At 60.5% G+C, this 21,092-nt stretch carries 18 protein-coding genes, 1 pseudogene and 1 riboswitch; of the genes and pseudogenes, 7 read left to right on the top strand and 12 right to left on the bottom strand.

Annotation, left to right across the window (positions count from 1 at the left end):
• Positions 1 to 24: 24 nt before the first annotated feature.
• Complete coding sequence (locus PMI31_RS05205) at positions 25 to 654, bottom strand: alpha/beta hydrolase (RefSeq protein WP_043302215.1); 630 nt, start codon at positions 652 to 654, stop codon at positions 25 to 27.
• A 144-nt stretch (positions 655 to 798) separates the two neighbouring features.
• Between PMI31_RS05205 and PMI31_RS05200 the strand changes: the two genes are divergently transcribed.
• Complete coding sequence (locus tag PMI31_RS05200) at positions 799 to 1,233, top strand: YhcB family protein (RefSeq protein ID WP_008016678.1); 435 nt, start codon at positions 799 to 801, stop codon at positions 1,231 to 1,233.
• 270 nt (positions 1,234 to 1,503) lie between these two features.
• Here the strand turns inward: PMI31_RS05200 and PMI31_RS05195 are convergent, their stop codons facing one another.
• From PMI31_RS05195 to PMI31_RS05165, 7 genes are all read right to left on the bottom strand, one after another.
• Positions 1,504 to 2,232, bottom strand: a complete 729-nt coding sequence (locus PMI31_RS05195; RefSeq protein ID WP_008016676.1) for an OmpA family lipoprotein — start codon at positions 2,230 to 2,232, stop codon at positions 1,504 to 1,506.
• Between the two features lie 103 nt (positions 2,233 to 2,335).
• A complete protein-coding gene (locus PMI31_RS05190) occupies positions 2,336 to 2,977 on the bottom strand; it encodes an MBL fold metallo-hydrolase (RefSeq protein WP_008016675.1) in 642 nt (213 codons plus the stop codon).
• Positions 2,978 to 3,063: 86 nt separating this feature from the next.
• Positions 3,064 to 5,802 (bottom strand): LuxR C-terminal-related transcriptional regulator, encoded by a 2,739-nt coding sequence (locus PMI31_RS05185; protein WP_008016674.1) that lies wholly within the window; start codon positions 5,800 to 5,802, stop codon positions 3,064 to 3,066.
• A 175-nt stretch (positions 5,803 to 5,977) separates the two neighbouring features.
• Complete coding sequence (locus tag PMI31_RS05180; RefSeq protein WP_008016671.1) at positions 5,978 to 7,342, bottom strand: DUF1329 domain-containing protein; 1,365 nt, start codon at positions 7,340 to 7,342, stop codon at positions 5,978 to 5,980.
• A gap of 28 nt (positions 7,343 to 7,370) precedes the next feature.
• Complete coding sequence (locus tag PMI31_RS05175) at positions 7,371 to 9,254, bottom strand: DUF1302 domain-containing protein (RefSeq protein WP_008016670.1); 1,884 nt, start codon at positions 9,252 to 9,254, stop codon at positions 7,371 to 7,373.
• Positions 9,255 to 9,593: 339 nt separating this feature from the next.
• Positions 9,594 to 11,276, bottom strand: a complete 1,683-nt coding sequence (locus tag PMI31_RS05170) for a fatty acid--CoA ligase (protein WP_008016668.1) — start codon at positions 11,274 to 11,276, stop codon at positions 9,594 to 9,596.
• A gap of 259 nt (positions 11,277 to 11,535) precedes the next feature.
• Complete coding sequence (locus PMI31_RS05165; protein ID WP_007972540.1) at positions 11,536 to 12,165, bottom strand: LysE family translocator; 630 nt, start codon at positions 12,163 to 12,165, stop codon at positions 11,536 to 11,538.
• A gap of 91 nt (positions 12,166 to 12,256) precedes the next feature.
• Between PMI31_RS05165 and PMI31_RS05160 the strand changes: the two genes are divergently transcribed.
• From PMI31_RS05160 to PMI31_RS05150, 3 genes are all read left to right on the top strand, one after another.
• Positions 12,257 to 13,222 carry a 2-hydroxyacid dehydrogenase gene (locus tag PMI31_RS05160; RefSeq protein ID WP_008016667.1) on the top strand — a complete coding sequence of 322 codons (966 nt, stop codon included), beginning with the start codon at positions 12,257 to 12,259 and terminating at the stop codon, positions 13,220 to 13,222.
• Positions 13,223 to 13,255: 33 nt separating this feature from the next.
• Positions 13,256 to 14,254: a class I SAM-dependent methyltransferase gene (locus PMI31_RS05155; protein ID WP_008016666.1), complete on the top strand. Its 999-nt coding sequence runs from the start codon at positions 13,256 to 13,258 to the stop codon at positions 14,252 to 14,254.
• A 50-nt stretch (positions 14,255 to 14,304) separates the two neighbouring features.
• Positions 14,305 to 14,429: riboswitch (yybP-ykoY riboswitch) on the top strand.
• Between the two features lie 89 nt (positions 14,430 to 14,518).
• Complete coding sequence (locus tag PMI31_RS05150; RefSeq protein ID WP_008016665.1) at positions 14,519 to 15,103, top strand: TMEM165/GDT1 family protein; 585 nt, start codon at positions 14,519 to 14,521, stop codon at positions 15,101 to 15,103.
• 165 nt (positions 15,104 to 15,268) lie between these two features.
• Here the strand turns inward: PMI31_RS05150 and PMI31_RS05145 are convergent, their stop codons facing one another.
• Positions 15,269 to 16,087, bottom strand: coding sequence for a M48 family metallopeptidase (locus PMI31_RS05145; RefSeq protein ID WP_008016664.1), 819 nt, complete (start codon positions 16,085 to 16,087; stop codon positions 15,269 to 15,271).
• 272 nt (positions 16,088 to 16,359) lie between these two features.
• Here PMI31_RS05145 and PMI31_RS31800 point away from each other — a divergent pair.
• Positions 16,360 to 17,646: pseudogene (locus tag PMI31_RS31800) on the top strand (HAMP domain-containing protein); the annotation flags it as partial.
• 12 nt (positions 17,647 to 17,658) lie between these two features.
• Positions 17,659 to 18,501 (top strand): methyl-accepting chemotaxis protein, encoded by an 843-nt coding sequence (locus PMI31_RS31795; protein ID WP_443216981.1) that lies wholly within the window; start codon positions 17,659 to 17,661, stop codon positions 18,499 to 18,501.
• 112 nt (positions 18,502 to 18,613) lie between these two features.
• Here PMI31_RS31795 and PMI31_RS05135 read toward each other — a convergent pair whose 3' ends face one another.
• The 3 genes from PMI31_RS05135 to PMI31_RS05125 are packed head-to-tail and all read right to left on the bottom strand — an operon-like array spanning position 18,614 to position 19,725.
• Positions 18,614 to 19,237, bottom strand: a complete 624-nt coding sequence (locus PMI31_RS05135; protein WP_008016662.1) for an SOS response-associated peptidase — start codon at positions 19,235 to 19,237, stop codon at positions 18,614 to 18,616.
• A gap of 35 nt (positions 19,238 to 19,272) precedes the next feature.
• A complete protein-coding gene (locus PMI31_RS05130) occupies positions 19,273 to 19,533 on the bottom strand; it encodes a putative signal transducing protein (RefSeq protein ID WP_008016661.1) in 261 nt (86 codons plus the stop codon).
• A gap of 9 nt (positions 19,534 to 19,542) precedes the next feature.
• Complete coding sequence (locus tag PMI31_RS05125; protein WP_008016660.1) at positions 19,543 to 19,725, bottom strand: CPXCG motif-containing cysteine-rich protein; 183 nt, start codon at positions 19,723 to 19,725, stop codon at positions 19,543 to 19,545.
• A 139-nt stretch (positions 19,726 to 19,864) separates the two neighbouring features.
• Between PMI31_RS05125 and PMI31_RS05120 the strand changes: the two genes are divergently transcribed.
• Positions 19,865 to 21,031: a 1-acyl-sn-glycerol-3-phosphate acyltransferase gene (locus PMI31_RS05120; RefSeq protein ID WP_043302213.1), complete on the top strand. Its 1,167-nt coding sequence runs from the start codon at positions 19,865 to 19,867 to the stop codon at positions 21,029 to 21,031.
• Positions 21,032 to 21,092 lie beyond the last annotated feature (61 nt).

Below are 21,092 nucleotides of genomic sequence, written 5' to 3'. Positions count from 1 at the left end.
GGGTAATCGCTTGTCAGACTGCAATCAATTCGAGAGACGCGGCAGGATCAGATCCTTGAGATCGGTCAGCTTGCCATGAAAAAAGTGTCCGCATTCTGCCACTTTCAGCAGCTCATGGGGGCGTTCGAGCTTGTCGGACCATTCATAAACGACTTGTGGTTCGATCACTTCGTCGGTTTCCGGCTGGATCAAGGTCAGTTCGCCGTGCTGCGGCAACTGATCCTGATCGCCGAGGCGCATGACTGCTGGCGCGACCATGAACAGGTGCTTGAGCTGCTCGCCCTTGGCCTCGAGGCGCCCGCCAAGGCTTGCTGCAACAAAACCGCCGAAGGAAAAACCGAACAGGGTCAGCGGCAATTGCGGGTGTCTGGCGCGAAACCATTCGGCGACTGCCTGGGCATCATCGACTTCACCGGTGCCCATGTCGTGAGAGCCTTCGCTGGCACCGACGCCGCGATAGTTGAAGCGCAGAGTGATCAGTCCGGCGTCGCGCGCAGTGCGCTGCAGGGTCGAGACCACTTTGTTGAGCATGGTGCCGCCTTGCACCGGGTTCGGATGGCAGATGAGCGCCAGGCCGCGCGGTTGCTCATTGTCCAGGTACAGTGCTTCCAATTGGCCGACCGGGCCATCAATCACTACAGGGGTTTCGCGCATAAGCAAGGAAGGAACTCCGTGACCTCGAATCGGGTCGACTCGTCTAGCAAATTGTCTGTGGCTGTCTATTGCGAGTGAATCGCGGTATACAGCGCAGGTTCGAGCCGTTAACGTAAAGCAAAGCCGTTTATAGAGGAAGGACTCGTGGAACACTCGCTCTTAGTTTGGTTGTTACCGACTCTTGCCCTGGTTGTGGGTGTCGCCATTGGGTTTCTGATCGCTCGCCTTGCGCCGAATGCCGCGCCTAGCAGCACGCAACGTCAGCTGGACGACATTCAGGAACGTTTCGACAGTTATCAGAACGAAGTGGTGACCCACTTCAACAGCACTGCAACGCTGGTCAAGAAACTGACTGCGAGCTATCAGGAAGTGCAGGACCATCTCGCCGAGGGCGCCAACCGCCTGGCCCTGGACGAACAGACTCGCCAACGCCTGCTGGCCTCCCTGCACGCCGATGCGGCGCAAGCTCCACGGGAACGCCTGACGCCGCCACGCAATCAGGAGCCGCCTCGCGACTACGCACCGAAAGCCCCGAACGCGCCGGGCATGCTCGATGAGCATTACGGCCTGAAGAAGTAATCAGACCCGCGCAATAAAAAGCCCCCGGACAAGTGATTGTCCGGGGGCTTTTTTGTTTCTGATCCAATTTTTTCGGTGTCTGTCAGGGCCTCTTCGCGGGCAAGCCCGCTCCCACAGTATCCGTGATCGACCCAGAACCCTGTGGGAGCGGGCTTGCTCCGGGCGGCGATCCGACGAAGAGGCCGGAACAGACAGCACAAAAAAACCGTTCGCCCCCATAAGGACCGAACGGTTCTTTTACACCCAGGATTCAGTCAGAGCTTATAGGTACTACTGAACCGTACCCTGCTGAGCACCATACTCCTGACCCGGAATCGCCTTGAGGTTGACCTCTACACGGCGGTTCTGCGCCCGGCCATTGGCGTCGCCGTTGCTGGCAACGGGGCTATCGGGACCTGCGCCGCGAGCGCTCAGGTTGGTACCGCTGACACCTTGCGAGGTCAGGTAGGTGGCCACGCTTTGTGCACGACGCTGGGACAGGTCCATGTTGTGCTGGCGGCTGCCGGTGCTGTCGGTATAGCCGACAATTTCGATCTGGTTCTGGTTGAACTCTTTCAGCGAGCCCGCCAGGTTGTTCAGCGGCTGATAGAAACCTGGAGCAATGTTCGCCGAATCGGTAGCGAACGTGATGTTGCCCGGCATGATCAGCTTGATCTGGTCGCCTTGGCGCTGCACCTCAACACCGGTGTTGGCCATGCTGGCGCGCAGCTTTTTCTCCTGCTGGTCGGCGTAGTAGCCATAACCGGCGGCGGATGCACCGACCACTGCCGCACCGATCAGCGCGCCCTTGCCACGGTTATCGTGGTTGATGGCAGCACCGGCCAGCGCACCGGCCAGCGCGCCGAGGCCACCGTATTTCGCGGTCTTGCTCATGCCTTCGGAGCCGCTATCCGCCTGGCCCTGAGCCTGGCCCTGACCGCCATAAGGGTTAGGCGTGGCACAACCGGACAAAACGGCCACAGCCGTAGCGACAATAATCAAACGACGCGTGGTGAACATGTAAAGCTCCTACTTTTTTGCATTCTGTGGTGCAACGGACCAAGGCATCAGCCTTTGCGGGCGTTGGATCACTTCCTGGATTAAAAATTCCGCTCGTTACAAATCAGGCCCGTACAAACGGGTTTTCGCGCATTTCATCGCCCAGACGGGTGTCCGGACCATGCCCGGCTACCACAGTCGCCTCTTCGTCGAGGGTGTACAAACGCTGCTTGATCGAACGCACTATGGTCGCCTGATCGCCACCCCACAAGTCCGTGCGCCCGACTCCGCGACGAAACAGCGTGTCGCCGGCAATCAGCAGCTTGGCCTCCGAGAACCAGAAGCTCATGGAACCCGGCGTATGACCCGGCGTGTGCAGCGCCACGCCGCAGCCGCAGGCCAGCTCTTCATCATCGGCCAGCCAGCGATCCGGTGACGGCACCGGGGTATAAGGCACACCGAACATCTGGCACTGCATCTCCAGGTTGTCCCACAGAAACTGGTCTTCCTTGTGCAGGTGCAGCGTCGCGCCGGTTTTCTCTTTGAGTTGACCGGAAGCGAGGAAATGATCGAGGTGGGCATGGGTATGAATGATGCTGACCACTTTCAGCCCCAGGGCATCCAGACGCGCCAGGATCAGCTCATGATTGCCACCCGGATCGACAACGATGGCCTTTTTCGTCACCGGATCGCCGATGATTGTGCAGTTGCACTGCAAAGGGCCGACGGGGAAGGTTTCGCGAATGAGGGTGGGTTGCTGGGACATCGGGGCCTGCTCGATAAACGGGGACGAGCGATTTTCGCACAATTGAGTATCAAGCCAATGGCCGCGATCTGTATCGTGAAAAATCCTTAATCCAGCACCCCCAACTCCTTGGCCCGCGCCACAGCCTGTGTACGCCGTTCGACCCCGAGCTTGCTGTTGATGTGGCTGGCATGGGTCTTGACCGTGTGCAGGGAGATAAACAGCTGATCGCTGATTTCCTGGTTCGAACAGCCCTGGGCAATCAATCGCAATACCGCCAGTTCCCGCGTGCTGAGCTGTTCCGCAGCCACGCTGGACTCCAGTCCGGAACGGGCAGCCAATGCCGGCAGTTTTTCACTGAGGCTCAGGGAAACCGGGGTTGGCGGACAGAGTTGCAGTTGCCCGCGCAGCCAGTCCGGGTACCCGGCCAGCAAGCACTCAAAGGGTTGCAGCACCCCGCCACCGGCGACGTCCAGCGCCTGAGCCAGTGCCTTGCGTGCTTCCGGTTCCCGTCCGGTGCCCAGCAATAACGCCACTTTCTGGGTCAGTGCCATGGCACTGAGCATCTGCCGACCGCTTTGCTGGCCATGTTCAAGCAGCGCATTCAAACGCCCTTCAGCCAGCATCGGTTGGCCCTGGATGACATCCAGCAAGGCTTGCTGCAATTCGATATGCAGCGGCAATTGCGGGTGGAACTCTGGTGGTGCTGCCCCGTTTTCGCCGTTATAGGTCTGGCCCAGACGCGCCAGCCAGGCTTCGGCCAGATCGGTGCGCCCCTGGGCCAGCCAGAGTTCACACTTGACCAGGGTGATCATCGCCAGGTAGTAGATCGGCGGCACGTCCCAGATGTGCATCAGCCGTTCGGCTTCGGCAAGTTCGGCAAAGGCCTTGGCGAACTCGCCGCTGCTGCCTTCCAGCCTGGCAATCACGCAGTGGCCGATAAGTACGCTGATGTCACGACAGGCGCGCGCCTCGCTCAACCCGGCCTGCAACCGCACCCGAGCCAATTGTGGCTGCATGCGCAGGGCCAGCAAAAAGCCTTCGTACAAGGTCAGCCGGGCGCGAACCGCATACAGCCGTTGCGCAGACAAGCTCTGCAGGCGCTGCATGCCCTGACGGACCTCTTCCAGTGCCCGACAGATTTCCCCGCGCGCTTGCAACACCCGGGCGCGGTCGTAATGCGCCAGTGCTTCGAACAACGGGTTGCCGACCCGTTGCGCCAGCTCCAGAGACTCGCGGTTAAGCCCCCGTGCCTGCCACAAATCACCGTCGGCAATGGCCAGGTTGGACAGGGTCGAGAGGCACATCAGGCGCTGGCCGTAGCGCTTGGACGGAAGACTTTCCAACGCTTCGCGGCAGTACCGCAGCGTCAGTTCGCGGTTGCCGCGCCCACGGGCAATGATGCCGCTCAATGCCAGCCATTGGGCCAGCATGGACTTCTGGGCGGTGGCCGACGGAGCGGGCAGGAAGCGGCTCAAATGGCTGGCCAGCTCCTCGGCGGCATCCAGTTGGCAAGCCATCCCCAACGCCCAGCTATACAGCACGATCAGTCGCGGCGTGCTGATCAGCAAGCTGTCAGGCAAATCCATTTTCCAGCGCAGCAACATGCCGACATTCTGCTCGGCCAGCAGTTGCTCTTCGGAGAGGTTCTGCACCAGGTTCGCCGCGACGTCCAGATGTCCGGCTCGCAAGGCCTGCTCCACGGCCTCATCGAGCAGTCCCTGGGCATTGAACCAGCGACAGGCACGCAGGTGCAGGCTGGCGGCCGGGACCATCGACTGGGAAGTCGGCCGCGTACGCAACAGATCGGAAAACAGGTGGTGGTAACGATACCAATGGCCATGCTCGTCCAGCGGCACCAGGAACACCTGGTGAGCCAACAGGAAGCGCAGGATTTCTGCGCTGTCATGGGCGTCGCGAACGGCATCGCACAGTTCGCTGCAAAAACGTTCCTGGGGCGCCGTGTCATAGAGGAACGACTGGACCTCGGCGGGCAGGCAATCGATGACTTCTTCCAGTAGATAATCACGGATCAGGCCTTCCCCACCGTGCAAGGATTGCGGCAGCGCGCCATCGGTGCCCGCCTCCGAAGCGGCCAGCAGCCAGAAGCGTAATCCCGCGACCCAGCCTTCGCTGCGCTGGATCAGGTTTTCCAGTGCCTCACCGCGCAAGGAACTGCTGTGCCGGTCGAGCAGGCTCAAGGCCTCTTCACGGGTCAGGCGTAAATCCTGTTCATGTAATTCAAGCAATTGTCGCGACAGCCGCAGTCGCGCCAGGTGCCAGTCGGGACGTTGCCGACTGGTGACCATCACCAGCAAACCATCGGGAAGATGATTGAGGAAAAACTGCAGGCAGCGGTCCAGTACCGGCCCCTGGGCCAGATGGTAATCATCCAGCACCAGCAGCAATGGCTTCGCGGTGGACAGGTGCACGGCCAACTCGTCGAGCAGGCCGTCCAGCCATTCTTCGAATGCGAACGGCTGATGGCGTTGGCGCATTTTCAACAGCCCGAGGGATTGCCTGCCCAGGTGCGGGAAATAGTCCTGAAGGCCTTCGAGCAGGCGCTCGAGAAAACGCCCCGGGTCACTGTCTCGCGGGCTCAACCCCAGCCAGAGACTTTGCCAGTGCGCCGGCAATCCCTGACAAAACTCCACCGCCAACGAACTCTTGCCGAACCCTGCCGGTGCGCTGACCAGCAATAACCTGCCTGCGAGCCCGGCACTCAGGCGCTCGCACAAACGTGGACGCAGCACATGGCCGTCGGGCAACGGCGGGCGGAAGAAGCGCCCGTCGAGTGTCGCGACGGCAACGTGTGCAGAACCTGGGGGTGTAGACAAATCAGTCATAGCCGGCTCTTGTTTGAATTGCGGGTGGCGGCGTTGCAGATGTCCGCAGACTAGCCGTAATCGGATAGGGAATGAAGGTAATTGCTACAAATGGCTACAAAAAGACTACAAGCAAAAAAAAACGCCCCGAACCAGTCGGGGCGTTTTCAGAGGGTGCGTCGCTACTCAGTTCACCTTAGCGAACACCATCCTGACGCAAGGCTGCCGGGGTGAAGTCGCTGGTGGTGGCAGTGAAGCCGAAGTCATAGGCCGACTTCTCTTCGTTCTTCATGCCCAGCGCCAGGTAACGACCCGATTGCAGGTCATACAGGGCTTCGAGGGCATACCACGGTACTTGCTTGTCGTAGTAGTTCTCGGCATGGGCCTCGGCCACACGCCACAGTTGACCGCGACCGTCGTAGTGATCGATCACCGCTGCTTGCCAGGTGTCTTCGTCAATGTAGAAGTCACGCTTGGCGTAGATGTGACGCTGACCTTCCTTCAGGGTTGCAACCACATGCCACACACGACGCAACTCGTAACGAGCCAGGTCCTGGTTGATGTGGCCGGCCTTGATGATGTCGGCGTACTTGAGCTTCGGATCGTCGAGCTTGTAGGCATCGGAGGCGATGTACATCTCTTTCTTGCCTTCGAGCTTCCAGTCGTAACGATCCGGTGCACCGTTGTACATATCCAGGTTGTCGGAGGTACGCAGGCCGTCGGCTGCAGTACCCGGGCCGTCATAGGACACTTGCGGTGCACGGCGCACACGACGCTGGCCGGCGTTGTAGACCCACGCCGAGCGCGGTTCCTTCACCTGGTCGAGGGTTTCGTGCACCAGCAGTACACCACCGGCCAGACGTGCCGGCGCGGTCACTTTCTGCTTGAAGTAGAACAGGATGTTGCCCGGGTTTTTCGGGTCGTAATCCTTCATCTTGTCGCGGAACACGAACTGATCCTCGAAGTACACCAGGCTGAACGAACCGTTCGGCTGTGGTGTGGCCTGGGTCACCAGACGGGTCACGCTGCCCCCGCGATAGCGGGTGATGTGGTTCCAGATGACTTCCACACCGCTTTTCGGAATCGGGAACGGCACGGCCGTTTCGAAGTTTTCCAGACCGTTACCGCCGGACACCAGGTTGGTGTTGGTGGCGTTGCGCTTGATGGCGGCGAACACGTCATCCGGCACGGTGGCACCGCGGTGGGACGGGTACACCGGCATCTTGAAGGTTTCCGGGTAGCGCTTGAACATTGCGTACTGGCCCGGCGCGAGCTTTTCCTTGTACTGATCGACGTTCTGCGCCGTGATGGTGAACAGCGGCTTTTCGCTGGCGTACGGATCGGACAGGAAGCCTTTGCTGTCAGCGGTGCCGGCATTTTTCGGCATCGGCTTCCAGGCCGGGATCGAACCGTCGGCGTTACCCGCCATTTCGGCGCCCATTGGGGTAAGGCTTTTGCCCAGTTTGTCGGCCTCGGCCTGGGGAACCGCTGCCATGACGCTGGTCGCCAGCAGCGAAAGCCCCAGAACACCTGCGTGGAACAGACTCTTTGTTATTTTCATATGTGCGTTCGTCCTGAGAATACAGTGCTTAGAAGTTCACGCCGAGGCTGAGCGCAACGAAGTCGCGGTCATCCACGGTGGTGTACTTGCCGTCGAAGAAGTTGGTGTACGCCAGGCTCGCGGTGTAGGTGTTCTGGTACTCGGCGTCGACACCCAGGCTCACCGCCTTGCGGCCTTCCTCGAAGTTGCCGCCAGGGCCAGGCGAGTAACCGCTCACGTCATGGGACCAGGCAACGTTCGGCTTGAGGTTCACACCGGCAAACACGTCGTTGTATTCCCAGATGGCGCGACCGCGGTAGCCCCACGAAGTCGGGGTGGTGAAGCCTTCGTTGGTGCAATTGCGGCTGAGGTTGTTGGTCGGAGTACCCGGGCCGGCCCCGCGGATGGTGCCGGCGTTGAGCGTCACGCAGGTATTTTGGCCGTTGGTAGCAGGCAACTCACCCGGGCCGTAGACCGGGTCGCGGCCGTAACGGACATCGGAGGAGCTTTCCAGCCCGCCGACATGAGTCACGCCCACTTCGCCCACCAGGGTCAGACGGCTGGCGCCCATGACCTGGTCAAAGAAGTGCGTCAGGGTAGTCTGGAACTGGGTGATCTCTTTACGGCGATAGCCGTGCAGGTCAGTACCCGGTGCAGCGGACAGCAGCGACGCGTTGCCCAGGCCGTTCAAAGGACGTACGCCAGCGAACAGGATGTCGGTGGTATTGAGCTGCACCGGAGCGTTCGGACGGTAGCTGATCTCACCGCTCCACGCCGTACCGGTAGGCAGGGTGGTGGAGAAGCTCAGACCGTAGAGGCGGATGTCTTCCGGGTATTCGATGAAGTACTGGGAATTACCCGCCACCAGCAATGGCGCCAGCGCGGCGAACGGACCTGGGAGTCCCGCTGCCGTGTTGTAGACCGACTGCGGCGCACCGGTGGCGCTGAAGATCGGCGCACGGCTGTGGTAGTTCATGAAGTAGGCGCCGAACTCGGTGTCCAGCGGATCGAACATGTACTTGAAGGAGGCGCCCCACTGACCGCTGTCACGGGCATCACGATCGGGGCCACGACGCACCAGAACACCCTCTTCGTTGACGTCGACGCCGTTGGCGGCCAAAGGCCCCAGGGCAATGGCCGGAATTTGCGAGCGTTTGTTCAGCACGCGCAGGTTGTTGTCGCAGCCGTCGGCAACGATGTCCGGTTGGGAGAAGAACGTGCCGCAGTTGTCGACGACGGTCTGGTCCCATTCCAGTTGGTAGAAGGCTTCGGCCGAGAGGTTTTCGGTCAGGCTCTGGGAGATGTAGAACATGTTGACCGGGATCAGGCCTTCCTTGATCTCGGCACCCGGACGGCGGAACGCGGACACGTCGATCGGGTTGATCGAGTTGATGCCGCCGCCGATGAAGGTACTTTCACCCCAGCTCACGACCTGCTTGCCCAGGCGCACGGAACCTGGCTGATCGGCGATGGAGTAGTTGTGGTAGACGAAGGCATCGAGGAGTTGAGTGCCAGCGGACTTGGCGCCTTCCTTGCGGCCGTCGTCACTGATGTCCTTGAACGGACGGCTTTCGTCTTTCAGTTCAAAGTCGTACCAGTATTTGCCACGGACGAAAACACCGGTATCGCCGTATTTCAGTTCAAGGTCATGGATGCCCTTGAAGATCTTCGAGAAGGTTTCCCCGCTCTTGAAGTTCAGGTGACCGTCATCAGAAGTCTGGGACAGACCCCTGCCACCGTTGTTGACACCGATGAGGTTCTTGTTCGGCTGCTGAGTAGACCAGCTGGCACCAATCGACAGGGATGAGTCGAACTGACCTTCGATTTCACCTACGTTGAAACTGACGCCGAATGCTGGCCCGGCGAGCGTAGAGGCAAGACTGACAGCCAGGGGCAGTTTCGCCCGGCGCCAGAACTGGTTAACTGATGTCATCGACGCTACTCCATGTGCACTTTATTGTTATGGCAGTGAGCACTTCTAAAAACGCTGTGGATAACCGGGAGCCATGGCATCCCAAAGTCATTCCAAAGTTGCATCGCCCCCGTTTGTGCGGTTGCTCCGTTCTTAAAAATCCTTGAGCGGACTATAGCCAGCAGGTAGTAGTGCTTGATCCCTCTAAAGTGTGATTTGCAGCTGCCAGCCACTCTGGAACAGTCCTTTCGCCAGTCCGACGCCCGTCGGCCCGGCAAGAATGGCTGAAAATTTCGATTTGACAAGCCAAGCGCTTGCTTGGTGGGGCTGGCGTGCCCCTTCGGGCACGCCGAGAGGTGCTTAAAGCGTCGAGAGGAAGGTGCTGTTGGTGGCCTGCCATTCGGAGATGTCGACACGAATGCGCTTCTTGTCGAGTTTGCCGACACTGGTCTTGGGAATTTCAGTAACAAGGGCGATCTGGCTCGGAATCGCCCACTTGCTCAAGTGCCCCAGCTCCACAAACGGCTTGAGGTGTTCCTTGAGTTCCCGGGCCCCGATTGCGTGCCCCTCGCGGAGCACCAGCAGGGCAAAGGGCCGCTCGCCCCATTGCGGATCAGGTATCCCCACCACTGCTACTTCGCGTACCGCCGCATGGCGGCTGATCAGGTCTTCGAGGTCCAGGGAGGAAATCCACTCGCCACCGGTCTTGATCACGTCCTTGATGCGGTCACGAATGTCGATCACGCCCATACTGTCCAGGGTCGCCACGTCGCCGGTGTGCAGCCACCCACCGGCCCAGAGTTCGGCACCCTTCTGCGGCTCGTTGAAATACCCCTCGGTCAGCCACGGTGCGCGCAACACCAGCTCGCCCTGGGTCTCGCCGTCGGCGGGCAGGAAGTTGCCCTCGGTGTCGACGATCGCCGCCTCCACCAGTGGCCCCGGTACGCCGGCCTTGATTCGGTAGGTGGTGCGCTCGTCTTCAGTGCCGGCCATCAATTCATCGTTGAGGTGCGCGCACGACACCAGCGGCCCGGTTTCCGACATGCCGTACGCAGCGGTCAACTGAATGCCCTTGGCTTTGGCCGCCTCGTACAGCGTGCGGTTCAGGGCGCTGCCGCCGATGACGATTTTCCAGCCGCCGAAGTCGACATTCTGCGCGGCCTTGGCATTGAGGACCATCTGCAAGATGGTCGGTACGCAATGGGAGAACGTGACCTTCTCCTTGCGCCACAACTCCACCAGATACTCCGGGTCATAGCGACCGGGGTACACCTGCTTGAGTCCGAGCATGGTCGCCACATACGGCAAGCCCCAGGCGTGCACGTGGAACATGGGGGTGATCGGCATGTACACGTCGTTGGTGCCCAGCAGGCGCACGCTATCGATCGCGCCCATGATGGTCGACACGCCCATGGTGTGCAGCACCAGTTGCCGATGGGTGAAGTACACGCCCTTGGGATTACCGGTCGTGCCGGTGGTATAGAACGTGGTCGCGACCGAGTTTTCGTCGAAATCCTCGAAGTCGTACTGCGGGCTCGCCGCGGCCAGCAGTTGCTCGTATTCGCCGACGAGGTTCGGCAGGTCAGCGGTTTTTTCCGGCAGGTCAGTCAGCAGCAGGGTTTTGTCGACTGTGGTCAGATGCCCTTCGATGGCCTTGTAGAGGCCGATGAACTCGCTGTTGACCAGCACAAAGCGGTCCTCGGCGTGGTTCATGGTGTAGAGGATCTGTTCCGGCGACAGACGCACGTTGATGGTGTGGATCACCGCACCGATCATCGGGATGGCGAACATGCATTCCAGGTAACGATGGCTGTCCCAGTCCATCACACCCACGGCATCCCCGGGCTTGACCCCGGCCGCTGTCAGCACGTTGGCCAGACGGGCGACCCGCTCGATCAGGGTCGGGTAGCTGTAGCGCAACTTGTCGCGGTAGATGATCTCGCGGGTTTTCTCATAACGGGCACCGGACATCAGTAGCCGCTTGATCAGCAGCGGATACTGGTAAGCACCTTCGGCCGGGGGGATAACGCGAGTCTGCAACATAAGAATCCCTTTTTCTGACTGCACGGACGTGACTGAAAGTACGCACTGTAGTGCCCTTGATCGTCAGCCAAATCAGCCAAAGGAATGATTTGCAGAGCCCTGCGAATACTAGCGTTGCGCCATCATTCGAAGGGCTTGATTACCTGCAGGAGCGAGCTAGCTCGCGATGAACCCGGGATTCCCGCGGGGTGCCAGATAACAAGTGTTATCGTTGACGAGCATCGCGAGCATGCTCGCTCCTACAAGGATAGATATCTGGTCAGTGCATCTCGGTAAAGGCGAGCTTCACGCCAATCGCAATCAGCACCGCGCCCATGGTCCGGTCGAACCAGTGCCCCATGCGTGCGAAACCGGCGCGTACGCGCTGCTGGCTGAACAACATCGCCACCAGGCAGAACCAGGTCGCTGTCGCCGCCGCCAGGTAAACCCCGTAACCGGCCTGCACGGCCAGTGGTGTGTGCGGGTTGATCACCACGGTGAACAGCGAGAGGAAGAACAGCGTGGCTTTCGGGTTGAGACCATTGGTGACGAAACCTGAGGTGAAGGCACCACGGGCCGTGCGCTCCCCGGCTTCCTTGTGCAGATCGTCCGCCACAGGCTTGGCCGGTTGCGCGCGCAGCGCCTTGTAACCGATGTACAGCAGGTAAGCGGCGGCGGCCCATTTCAAGGCATTGAACAGCACGATCGACTGGGACACGATCAGGCCGATACCCAACAGGGAATAACCCACATGCAGGAAAATCGCAGTACCTACGCCCAGCGCGGTCCAGGTGCCCGCGCGACGACCATGGGTAACACTCTCACGCACCACCACGGCAAAGTCCGGGCCGGGGCTGGCCACGGCCAGCAGGTGAATCAGGGCAACGGTCAAGAACTCTGTCCAGTACATGGGGGCTCCTTCAGGCCAAGCGTAACTATTTTTTTCATCTGGTAGGCTCGGCAGGTTACGCCTTCAGTTCATTGCACAAAAGGTACAGTTGATGACGAACACTCGCCGCGCCGTTTTCCTCGACCACCCGTCCCTGGACCTCGGCGACCTTGACCTCAACCCGTTGCGCAGCTGTTTCAGCGAACTACAGCTGTTCGCCCAGACCTTGCCCGATCAAGTCATCGAACACCTCAAGGGCGCGACCGTCGCCATCAGTAACAAGATCCTGATCGATGCCGCCGCCATGGCCGCCAGCCCTGATCTCAAGCTGATCCTGATCACCGCCACCGGCACCAACAACGTCGACCTCGCCGCCGCCCGCGCCCACGGGATTACTGTGTGCAACTGCCAGGGTTACGGTACGCCATCGGTGGCGCAGCACACGATCATGCTGCTGCTCAACCTGGCCACGCGCCTGGCCGATTATCAAAAAGCCGTCGGCGCAGGCCGCTGGCAGCAGGCCAAACAGTTCTGTTTACTGGATTACCCGATTGTCGAACTCGAAGGCAAAACCCTTGGCCTGCTGGGGCATGGCGAATTGGGCGGCGCCGTTGCGCGGCTGGCTGAAGCCTTCGGCATGCGCGTTCTGCTGGGGCAAATTCCCGGGCGCCCTGCCCGGCCGGACCGCCTGCCACTGAATGAACTGTTACCAAAGGTCGATGCCCTGACCCTGCACTGCCCGCTCAACGAACACACCCGGCATTTCATCGGCGCCCGTGAACTGGCCTCAATGAAGCCCGGTGCGTTCGTGATCAACACGGCCCGCGGTGGCCTGATCGACGAACAGGCGCTGGCCGACGCTTTGCGCAACGGGCATCTGGGCGGCGCCGCCACTGACGTACTGAGTGTCGAGCCTCCCATCAATGGCAATCCGCTGCTGGCCCACGACATCCCGCGCCTGATCGTCACCCCGCACAACGCCTGGGGCAGCCGCGAAGCGCGTCAGCGAATCGTTGGCCAAGTGACCGAAAACGCACTGGGATACTTCAGCGGTAAGGCGCTGCGGGTCGTCAGTTGATAAACTGCGGCACTTTTTTTCACGGGAGCAGTTATGGATCCGCGCAGTGAAGTACTGCTTCGTCAGGCCGAGTTATTCCAGGGTTCGGTGCTGTTGGCCGGTTTGCCCGCCGACGACTTGCTGGGCCGTCTGCCCGAGGCTCATGGCTGGTGCTGGCACGCCGGCGATCAGGCCGCGCTGGAAGCCCGCTTTGCCGGGCGCAGCCATTTTGGCGTGAATGCGCCTGAGCGCGGGTTCGATAGCGCCGTGGTGTTTTTGCCCAAGGCCAGGGACCTGACCGACTACATCCTCAACGCAGTGGCCTCGCGGCTGGAAGGTCGCGAGGTGTATCTGGTGGGCGAGAAAAAAAGCGGCATCGAAGGTGCCGCCAAACAACTCAACCCATTCGGCAAGCCACGCAAGCTCGATAGCGCGCGGCATTGCCAGCTCTGGCAGGTCACCGTGGCCAATGCGCCACAAGCCAAACCGCTGGAAAGCCTGGCGCAGACCTACGAACTGCCGCTGGCCGAAGGCCCGTTGAAGGTCATCAGCCTGCCAGGGGTGTTCAGCCACGGTCGCCTTGATCGCGGCAGCGCGCTGCTGCTGGAGCACCTGGATAAACTGCCCGGCGGTCACTTGCTCGATTTCGGTTGCGGCGCAGGGGTTTTGGGCGCGGCGGTGAAACGTCGCTACCCGCACAATCAGGTGACGATGCTGGATGTGGACGCCTTTGCCGCCGCCAGCAGTCGTCTGACACTGGCAGCCAATGGTCTGGAAGCCGAGGTGATTACCGGTGACGGAATCGATGCGGCTCCCATGGGTTTGAGTGCGATCCTGAGCAACCCGCCGTTCCATGTCGGTGTGCACACCGACTATTTCGCAACGGAGAACTTGCTGCGAAAATCGGCCAAACATCTGAAAAACGGCGGCGAACTGCGCTTGGTGGCGAACAGCTTCCTGAAGTACCAGCCACTGATCGAAGAGCATCTGGGCCCGTGTACGATCAAGGCCGAAGGCCAGGGTTTTCGCATCTACCGGGCCAAGCGCGGTTAAGGCTTTTTTGAAAAAGAAGGCTTGCCGAATGGATTTTGCCTAGGCAGAATCCGCTCCGTCCTAGGGGAGTAGTCTCCCACGAGCGCCACGCTCGTCCGGCATGCGTCAACATACTTGGTCCTCAGACCATGGCGCATGCGACCCAAGCATCCACATCAGATGGATCGCAGGGTTTGACAAGACCTATGACACGAACACCTTACCCGGGGCGGGAAGGCTGTACGTGTCATAGCCGTGTCGACCCGCCCCTTAGGAAAACCCCTGATGCTGGATTCACTCCTCGTACCTACCGCAATCGTTGCCTTGGCCGAAATCGGCGACAAGACGCAACTGCTCGCGCTCATTCTCGCAGCTCGCTTCCGCAAGCCCTGGCCGATCATCGCCGGTATCGTTGCCGCGACCTTGGCCAACCACGCGGCCGCCGGTGCAGTCGGCGCCTGGGTCGGCAGTTTCTTCTCGGATACGATGCTGCACTGGATCCTCGCCGCGAGCTTCGCCGCGACCGCACTGTGGACCCTGGTGCCGGACAAGATGGATGACGACGAAGCCAGCACCGCCCGCAAGTTCGGGCCGTTCCTGACCACGCTGATCGCGTTCTTCCTCGCGGAAATCGGCGACAAGACCCAAATCGCAACCGTGATGCTGGCCGCGCAATATCCGGAGTTGTGGCTGGTGATTATCGGCACCACCCTCGGCATGCTGATTGCCAACGTGCCCGTGGTATTGGCCGGTAACTTTGCCGCGGACAAATTGCCGTTGACCCTGATCCGTCGACTGGCGGCGTCAGCGTTCTTCATCCTGGCGATTGTCGCGGTGTACAAGGCGATGCAGAGCAGCGGGTGGGTTTGACGCGATAGGTCGTTCGACCGCGTTATCGTTCTTCGCGAGTAAGCCCGCTCCTACATGGGGTCTCCAGCGCACACAAAATTTGCAGTCAATGGAGATTCAGTGTGGGAGCGGGCTTGCTCCGGGCGGCGTTCCGACGAAGAGGCCAGCAGCCTCACCGCATGACTATCAGTACTTCCTGGCCTGCTCGTACAGCGGCATAACCTTCGGAATCGCCGCCTGCAACGCAGCAGTCCGGCTGCTGGAAGAGGGGTGCGTGCTGAGAAACTCCGGCGGAGCACCTTCGCTGGCCTTGCTCATCTTGTTCCACAGGGTGATCGCGGCGTTCGGGTTGTAGCCGGCACGGGCGGCCAATTCCAGGCCGATCAGGTCCGCCTCGTTTTCATTGGCACGGCTGTTGGGCAAGGTCATGCCGTAGTTGGCTACAGCGTCCGCCAGGGCCAGGCTGTCCTGGCCCAACCCGAGCAACGCACCGGCGCCCTGCTTGGCCATTTCGATACCGTACGCCTTGGACATCGCCTCACGACCGTGCTCGCGAAGGGCGTGGGCGATTTCATGGCCCATGACCGCGGCGAGTTCATCGTCTGTGAGTTGAAGACTGTCGATCAGCCCGGTGTAGACAAAGATCTTGCCGCCAGGCCCACAGTTGGCATTGAGCTCGTCGCTCTTGATCAGGTTCACTTCCCATTTCCACTGCGCCGCATCCGGACGGAAATTCGGAGCCTGGGCGATCAGCCGGTCGGCAATGGCCTGAACACGCCTGGCATCGTTGCTGGTCTTGTCCAGCACGCCTTTGCTGCTCGCCTCACCCACAGTCTTTGTATAGGACTGGGCGTACATCTGGTCGACCTCTTGCGAGGACAACATGCTGAACATGTACTGCTTGCGCTCAACGCCGACAGCGCCGCCGCTGGTGGTATTGACCGACTGGCAACCAGCGAGCAGCAGGCCTGCGCTCAGCGCACACAAAGCCAATGTCTTGTTCATCGAAAAACTCCCTGAAAACATGCCGCGTATCCTAGGCGTGGAATTGTATCGACGCCAGATACAACGGACATAAGACGCATAATTCAGACAAAGCTCTCATCGGTGCAGGAAAAAATTCACACTCCGCGGCGAGCCGCAGCCCATCACGTTGCGCATTGATTCATTTGCGACATCCGCCACGCAAAAACAGCCATTTCAACGGCCCGTGCTCATGCTCGCCCGATACCCTGCCGATACACCTCCGCAGACGTCCTTTCGCGTGCGGAGCCCCCATGAAATTCAAGTCGATCCAGTTTTCCGTGGCGGCCCTTGCCGGCGCCATCGTCCTTAGTGTCGTGGCAGCGTTGGTGGTGTACGCGCTGTTTTCCGGCGCCCGCACGCAAGACATGGTCCAAGAGCGGACTCAGGCCCAATTCGAGCAAGTCATCGAACAACGCCTGACATCACTGGCGCAAACCCAGGTCAGCCAGATCCAGCGTGAACTCGAAGCACCGCTGCTGATTGCCGGCGGACTGGTGCGGGTCAATGCCCTGATCGGCACATCGGGTGCCGAGGGCAAGCCCGCCCTGAGCCTCAGCCGCGAGCAACTGATCGGCCTGATCAAGGAAAACGTGCTCAAGAACCCGAAAATCCTCGGCACCTACATCGGTTGGGAAAAAGACGCACTGGATCACAACGATGCGGCCTACGTCGGCACCCAGGTGGTCGGCATCGACGCCAGCAACGGGCGCTTCCTGCCCTGGTGGTTCCGCAACGACGACGGCACCCTGGGCCTGGACAAACTGGTGGACGTCGACGACCAGAAAACCCTGTCCACCGGCGTGCGCGCCAGCGAGTACTACCTGTGCTCGAAAGAAACCAGAAAATCCTGCGTGATCGATCCGGCGCCTTACAAGGTGGGCGACAAAATCGTCATGCTCGCCTCCTTTATTGAACCGATCATGCTCAACGGTGCCTTCCAGGGCATCGTCGGCGCCGACCTGTCGGTGAACTTCATTCAGGAAATGCTCTTGGGCGCCAACCAGAAACTCTACGGCGGCGCAGGTGAAATGGCCCTGATTGGCGGCAATGGCCGGATCGTTGCCTACACCAAGGACCCGAGCAAATTCGGCGAAAAAGTCAGTGACATCCTCGACAGCAAGCAGATTGCCAACCTGGCCAATCTCAAGCGCGGCGAAGTCACCTACAGCGTCGACAAGGCCCAGGGCCGGATCGAGCTGTACCTGCCTTTCGGCATCGGCCAGACCGACGCCCGCTGGACCTTGATGCTGCAACTGCCGCTGAACGCGGTGATGGCCGACCTGCAAAAACTCCAGGCCGACCTGAACGCACAGCGCAAATCCGACACCTTCGGCATGGCGATGGTCGGTCTGGTGATTGCCGGTATCGGCTTGCTGGTGATCTGGCTGGTAGGCCATGGCATCGCCCGCCCACTCAAGCAGATGGTGGCCATGCTCGACGATATCGCCCAGGGCGAAGGTGACCTGACCCGGCGCCTGACCAGCGACCGCGCCGATGAACTGGGTTCGATCGCCAAAGGCTTCAACACCTTCCTGGCCAAGTTGCAGGCGATGATCACCCAAGTGGTGACTTCGGTGCAGAGCGTCAGCGACTCGTCGGAACACACCGCCGACATCGCCATCCGCACCAACACCGGTGTACACAAACAAATGGCCGAGATCGATCAGGTCGCCACCGCCGTGCAGGAAATGACCGCCACCGCCCAGGACGTGGCGCGCAATGCGACCCAGGCCGCACAAGCCGCCAGCCATGCCGATCAGGCCGCCAGCCAGGGCATGCAGATCGTGCGTGACACGTCGGACTCGATTGGCGCCCTCGCCGTGGAGATCGGCCGGGCCGTCGGTGTGGTGCAAACCCTGGCCAAGGACAGCGAAAACATCAATGCGATCCTCACTGCCATTCGCGGGATCGCCGAGCAGACCAATCTACTTGCCCTGAACGCAGCCATTGAAGCCGCCCGTGCCGGTGAGCAGGGCCGAGGTTTTGCCGTGGTGGCCGACGAGGTGCGCAACCTGGCGCAGAAGACACAAAAGGCCACCGAAGAAATCCAGACCATGATCCAGCAACTCCAGCAAGGCACGCGGGATGTGGTGCGAGTCATGGAAGACAGCCAGAACCGCACGGACGAAAGCGTACTGCACGCCTCCAAGGCCGCCGAAGCACTGGAAACCATTACCCGGGCGGTGTCGGTGATCAACGACATGAACACCCAGATTGCCAGCGCGGCCGAAGAGCAAAGCGCGGTAGCGGACGACATCAACCGCAATGTGATCAACATCGGGCAAGTGGCCAATGAAGTGGCGGGCGGCGCGGATGAGTCGAGTGCAGCCAGTGCGGATTTGACCAAACTGGCCGAGCAGCAGCGGCGGTTGATCAATCAGTTCAGGGTTTGATTCAAGGCCCCCTTCGCTGGCAAGCCAGCTCCTACAATGGATCTGCGGTGTTCACAAATCCCCTGTAGGAGCTGGCTTGCCAGCGAAGGGGCCAGCACTGACACCAAAAAACTCAACCCGGGGTAAGGCACTCCGGCCCATTGAGCTTCGGATCATTCACCATGTTCGCCAGCACCCGCTCGCGCAACGCGGCGGGTTCACTGGCCAGCAATGCTTGCAACGCATGCAGCGGCGTATCCGGATCCAGCCACGCGGCCTGCCCCGCCTCATCAAGAATCAATGGCCGCCGCTGGCTCGCCGCCGGTTGCGTGATCACCGCCGTACTCAGCCAGACCTGCTCCTGAACCGGATACGCCTCCCAGATCGCCGCGAAAAACAGCGACGAGCCCTCCCCCGGCGTCAGCCAGTACGGCCGCTTACGGGTAGTACCGCGCCATTCGTAAAAACCATTGGCCGGCAACAGGCAACGGCGCAAGCGCAAGGCTTCACGGAACATCGGTTGTTCAGCAACGGTTTCGGCACGGGCGTGGGCCGGAGTACGCGACAGATCGGTCAGCCACGGCGGCGTCAAACCCCAGCGGGCGCGGGCCAGTGTGCGCTGGCCATCAGGCCCGGCCCGCAGCATCAGCACCGAATCATTGGGGGAAATGTTCCACTGCGCCTGCTGGTCGGCGGGAAAACCGGGCAGCGCCGCGAAGGCGGGATTCCAGCGAAACAGGGCATAACGTCCACACATGGGGCAACACGGCTCTTGATCAAACGAACGCCAGCCTAACAGACCAGCGTGCCGGGAAAGCTGTCCGGTTCATCGCCGGGCAGCGGCAGCGCGGCATTGTACGCGGTGATCAGCTCGCGGGCGTATTCAGCCTGGTCGTTCTCGACCGACAGCCCGAGCAGGCCATAGATCGGCAACTCGCCGCTGCCCCCGAGCAAATCACGGCCCACCAGATGCGCCTCGATACCCTCGCTGGCGAGCATGCCTTGCAGCAGCTCGCCTTCCATCAGGTTTTCCGGATCGTAGATGCGCTGCATACACGCTCCTCACTCGTTTTCACTGAACACTTCGAGATGCCATTCCTCTTCATGAACCTGCAACACGAACGTTATCGGCCGGCAGCACACCTGGCAGTCCTCGATGTAGGTCTGATCGCCACCGGACAAATCCAGAGTAGTCTCTACCTCCTCACCACAATACGGACATTCGTACACTGCGCTTTCCAGCATCGCGGTCTCCCAAGTGACTTGTGCGTATAATCGCCGGTCTATTTGCAGGGCTATTTTTGTCTGGCTACTTTTTCAGACCGTGCCCCGCCGGTTTTCGATCAAAACCTTTACTTACCCTAGCCGTTTCTAACAAGAGAGCATGATGGGCGAATTCGATGCCATCCGACCTTACGACGACAGTGAAGTCCCGGCAGTGCTGGCACGGCTGCTCGGCGACAAGGCGTTTCTAGATATCCTCACCCACTTCCGCTTCCCGCGTTTCGCCGGCGCTTTAGGCTGGGCGCTCAAACCTCTTATAGCCCATCGGCTGCGCCGTGAGTTTGCCGGCGTGACCTCCGTGGCCACGTTACAGGACAAAGTCGAGCATTACGTCGACCATACCATCGAGCGTGCCACCGACGGTGTCACCTATACCGGGGTGGAGCAATTCAAGTCCGGCAGCGCCTACCTGTTTATCGCCAACCACCGCGATATCGTGATGGACCCGGCCTTCGTCAACTATGCCGTGTACCACGCCGGTCTGCCGACCCCACGCATCGCCATTGGCGACAACCTGCTGCAAAAGCCTTTCGTCAGCGACCTGATGCGCCTGAACAAGAGCTTCATCGTGCACCGCTCGATCAGCGGACGCCGGGAGAAAATGGCGGCCTATCAATTGCTGTCGGCGTATATCAACCATTCGATCCGCAACGATTGCGCCTCGATCTGGATTGCCCAGGCCGAGGGGCGCGCCAAGGACGGTGACGACCGTACCGAATCGGCGATCCTCAAGATGTTCCACATGAGCCGCAAGGACGAGCCGTTCGGTGAAGTCATTCAGTCGCTGAACCTGACCCCGGTGTCGATCAGCTACGAATACGACCCGTGCGATCAGGCCAAGGCCCGCGAGCTGTACATCCGCGCCACCACCGGCAGCTACACCAAGGTGCCGGGCGAGGATGACGTGAGCATCGCCAAGGGCATCACCGGCTACAAGGGCCGGGTCCATGTGAACTTTGCCGCGCCGATCACCGATCTGTTCGAAGACACCAAGCAACTGGCGGTCGAGATGGACAGGCAAATCCTCAGTGGCTATCGCTTGTTCCCGGTGCACTACCTGGCTTATGCGCAGTGGAAAGACGCTGATCCGCAACTGCAGGTACCAAAAGCTGCGCAACTGTTCCCGGCCGAGGAACTGGCCAAAGCCCAGGAAGAATGGCAACGCCGCCTGGACGCTTGCCCTGAGGAGCATCGTCCATTCCTGGTGCTGCAATATGCGACACCGGTGCGCAATCAGTACCGGGTGAAGGCAGGGTTGCCGCTGTAAGCGGTTTCGGCCAGATATAAAAACGGCGCCTTCGAGGCGCCGTTTTTGTATCTGCATGGGT

The organism is Pseudomonas sp. GM55 (genome assembly GCF_000282395.1).
Lineage (GTDB): Bacteria > Pseudomonadota > Gammaproteobacteria > Pseudomonadales > Pseudomonadaceae > Aquipseudomonas > Aquipseudomonas fluorescens_CC.
The sequence above is the reverse complement of the archived record's forward strand: the minus strand, read 5'-3'. Positions and strand labels throughout refer to the sequence as shown.

Excerpts from the sequence above, each read along its gene's own strand:
- PMI31_RS05135 (WP_008016662.1), bottom strand. The coding sequence starts at position 19,237 with ATGTGTGGACGTTATGCCCTGTTTCGCTGGAATCCCGCCTTCGCGGCG.
- PMI31_RS05145 (WP_008016664.1), bottom strand. The coding sequence starts at position 16,087 with ATGAACAAGACATTGGCTTTGTGTGCGCTGAGCGCAGGCCTGCTGCTC.
- PMI31_RS31795 (WP_443216981.1), top strand. The coding sequence starts at position 17,659 with ATGATCACCCAAGTGGTGACTTCGGTGCAGAGCGTCAGCGACTCGTCG.
- PMI31_RS05205 (WP_043302215.1), bottom strand. The coding sequence starts at position 654 with ATGCGCGAAACCCCTGTAGTGATTGATGGCCCGGTCGGCCAATTGGAA.
- PMI31_RS05150 (WP_008016665.1), top strand. The coding sequence starts at position 14,519 with ATGCTGGATTCACTCCTCGTACCTACCGCAATCGTTGCCTTGGCCGAA.
- PMI31_RS05160 (WP_008016667.1), top strand. The coding sequence starts at position 12,257 with ATGACGAACACTCGCCGCGCCGTTTTCCTCGACCACCCGTCCCTGGAC.
- PMI31_RS05170 (WP_008016668.1), bottom strand. The coding sequence starts at position 11,276 with ATGTTGCAGACTCGCGTTATCCCCCCGGCCGAAGGTGCTTACCAGTAT.
- PMI31_RS05175 (WP_008016670.1), bottom strand. The coding sequence starts at position 9,254 with ATGACATCAGTTAACCAGTTCTGGCGCCGGGCGAAACTGCCCCTGGCT.
- PMI31_RS05130 (WP_008016661.1), bottom strand. The coding sequence starts at position 19,533 with ATGCAGCGCATCTACGATCCGGAAAACCTGATGGAAGGCGAGCTGCTG.
- PMI31_RS05180 (WP_008016671.1), bottom strand. The coding sequence starts at position 7,342 with ATGAAAATAACAAAGAGTCTGTTCCACGCAGGTGTTCTGGGGCTTTCG.
- PMI31_RS05120 (WP_043302213.1), top strand. The coding sequence starts at position 19,865 with ATGATGGGCGAATTCGATGCCATCCGACCTTACGACGACAGTGAAGTC.
- PMI31_RS05125 (WP_008016660.1), bottom strand. The coding sequence starts at position 19,725 with ATGCTGGAAAGCGCAGTGTACGAATGTCCGTATTGTGGTGAGGAGGTA.
- PMI31_RS05185 (WP_008016674.1), bottom strand. The coding sequence starts at position 5,802 with ATGACTGATTTGTCTACACCCCCAGGTTCTGCACACGTTGCCGTCGCG.
- PMI31_RS05155 (WP_008016666.1), top strand. The coding sequence starts at position 13,256 with ATGGATCCGCGCAGTGAAGTACTGCTTCGTCAGGCCGAGTTATTCCAG.
- PMI31_RS05165 (WP_007972540.1), bottom strand. The coding sequence starts at position 12,165 with ATGTACTGGACAGAGTTCTTGACCGTTGCCCTGATTCACCTGCTGGCC.
- PMI31_RS05190 (WP_008016675.1), bottom strand. The coding sequence starts at position 2,977 with ATGTCCCAGCAACCCACCCTCATTCGCGAAACCTTCCCCGTCGGCCCT.
- PMI31_RS05195 (WP_008016676.1), bottom strand. The coding sequence starts at position 2,232 with ATGTTCACCACGCGTCGTTTGATTATTGTCGCTACGGCTGTGGCCGTT.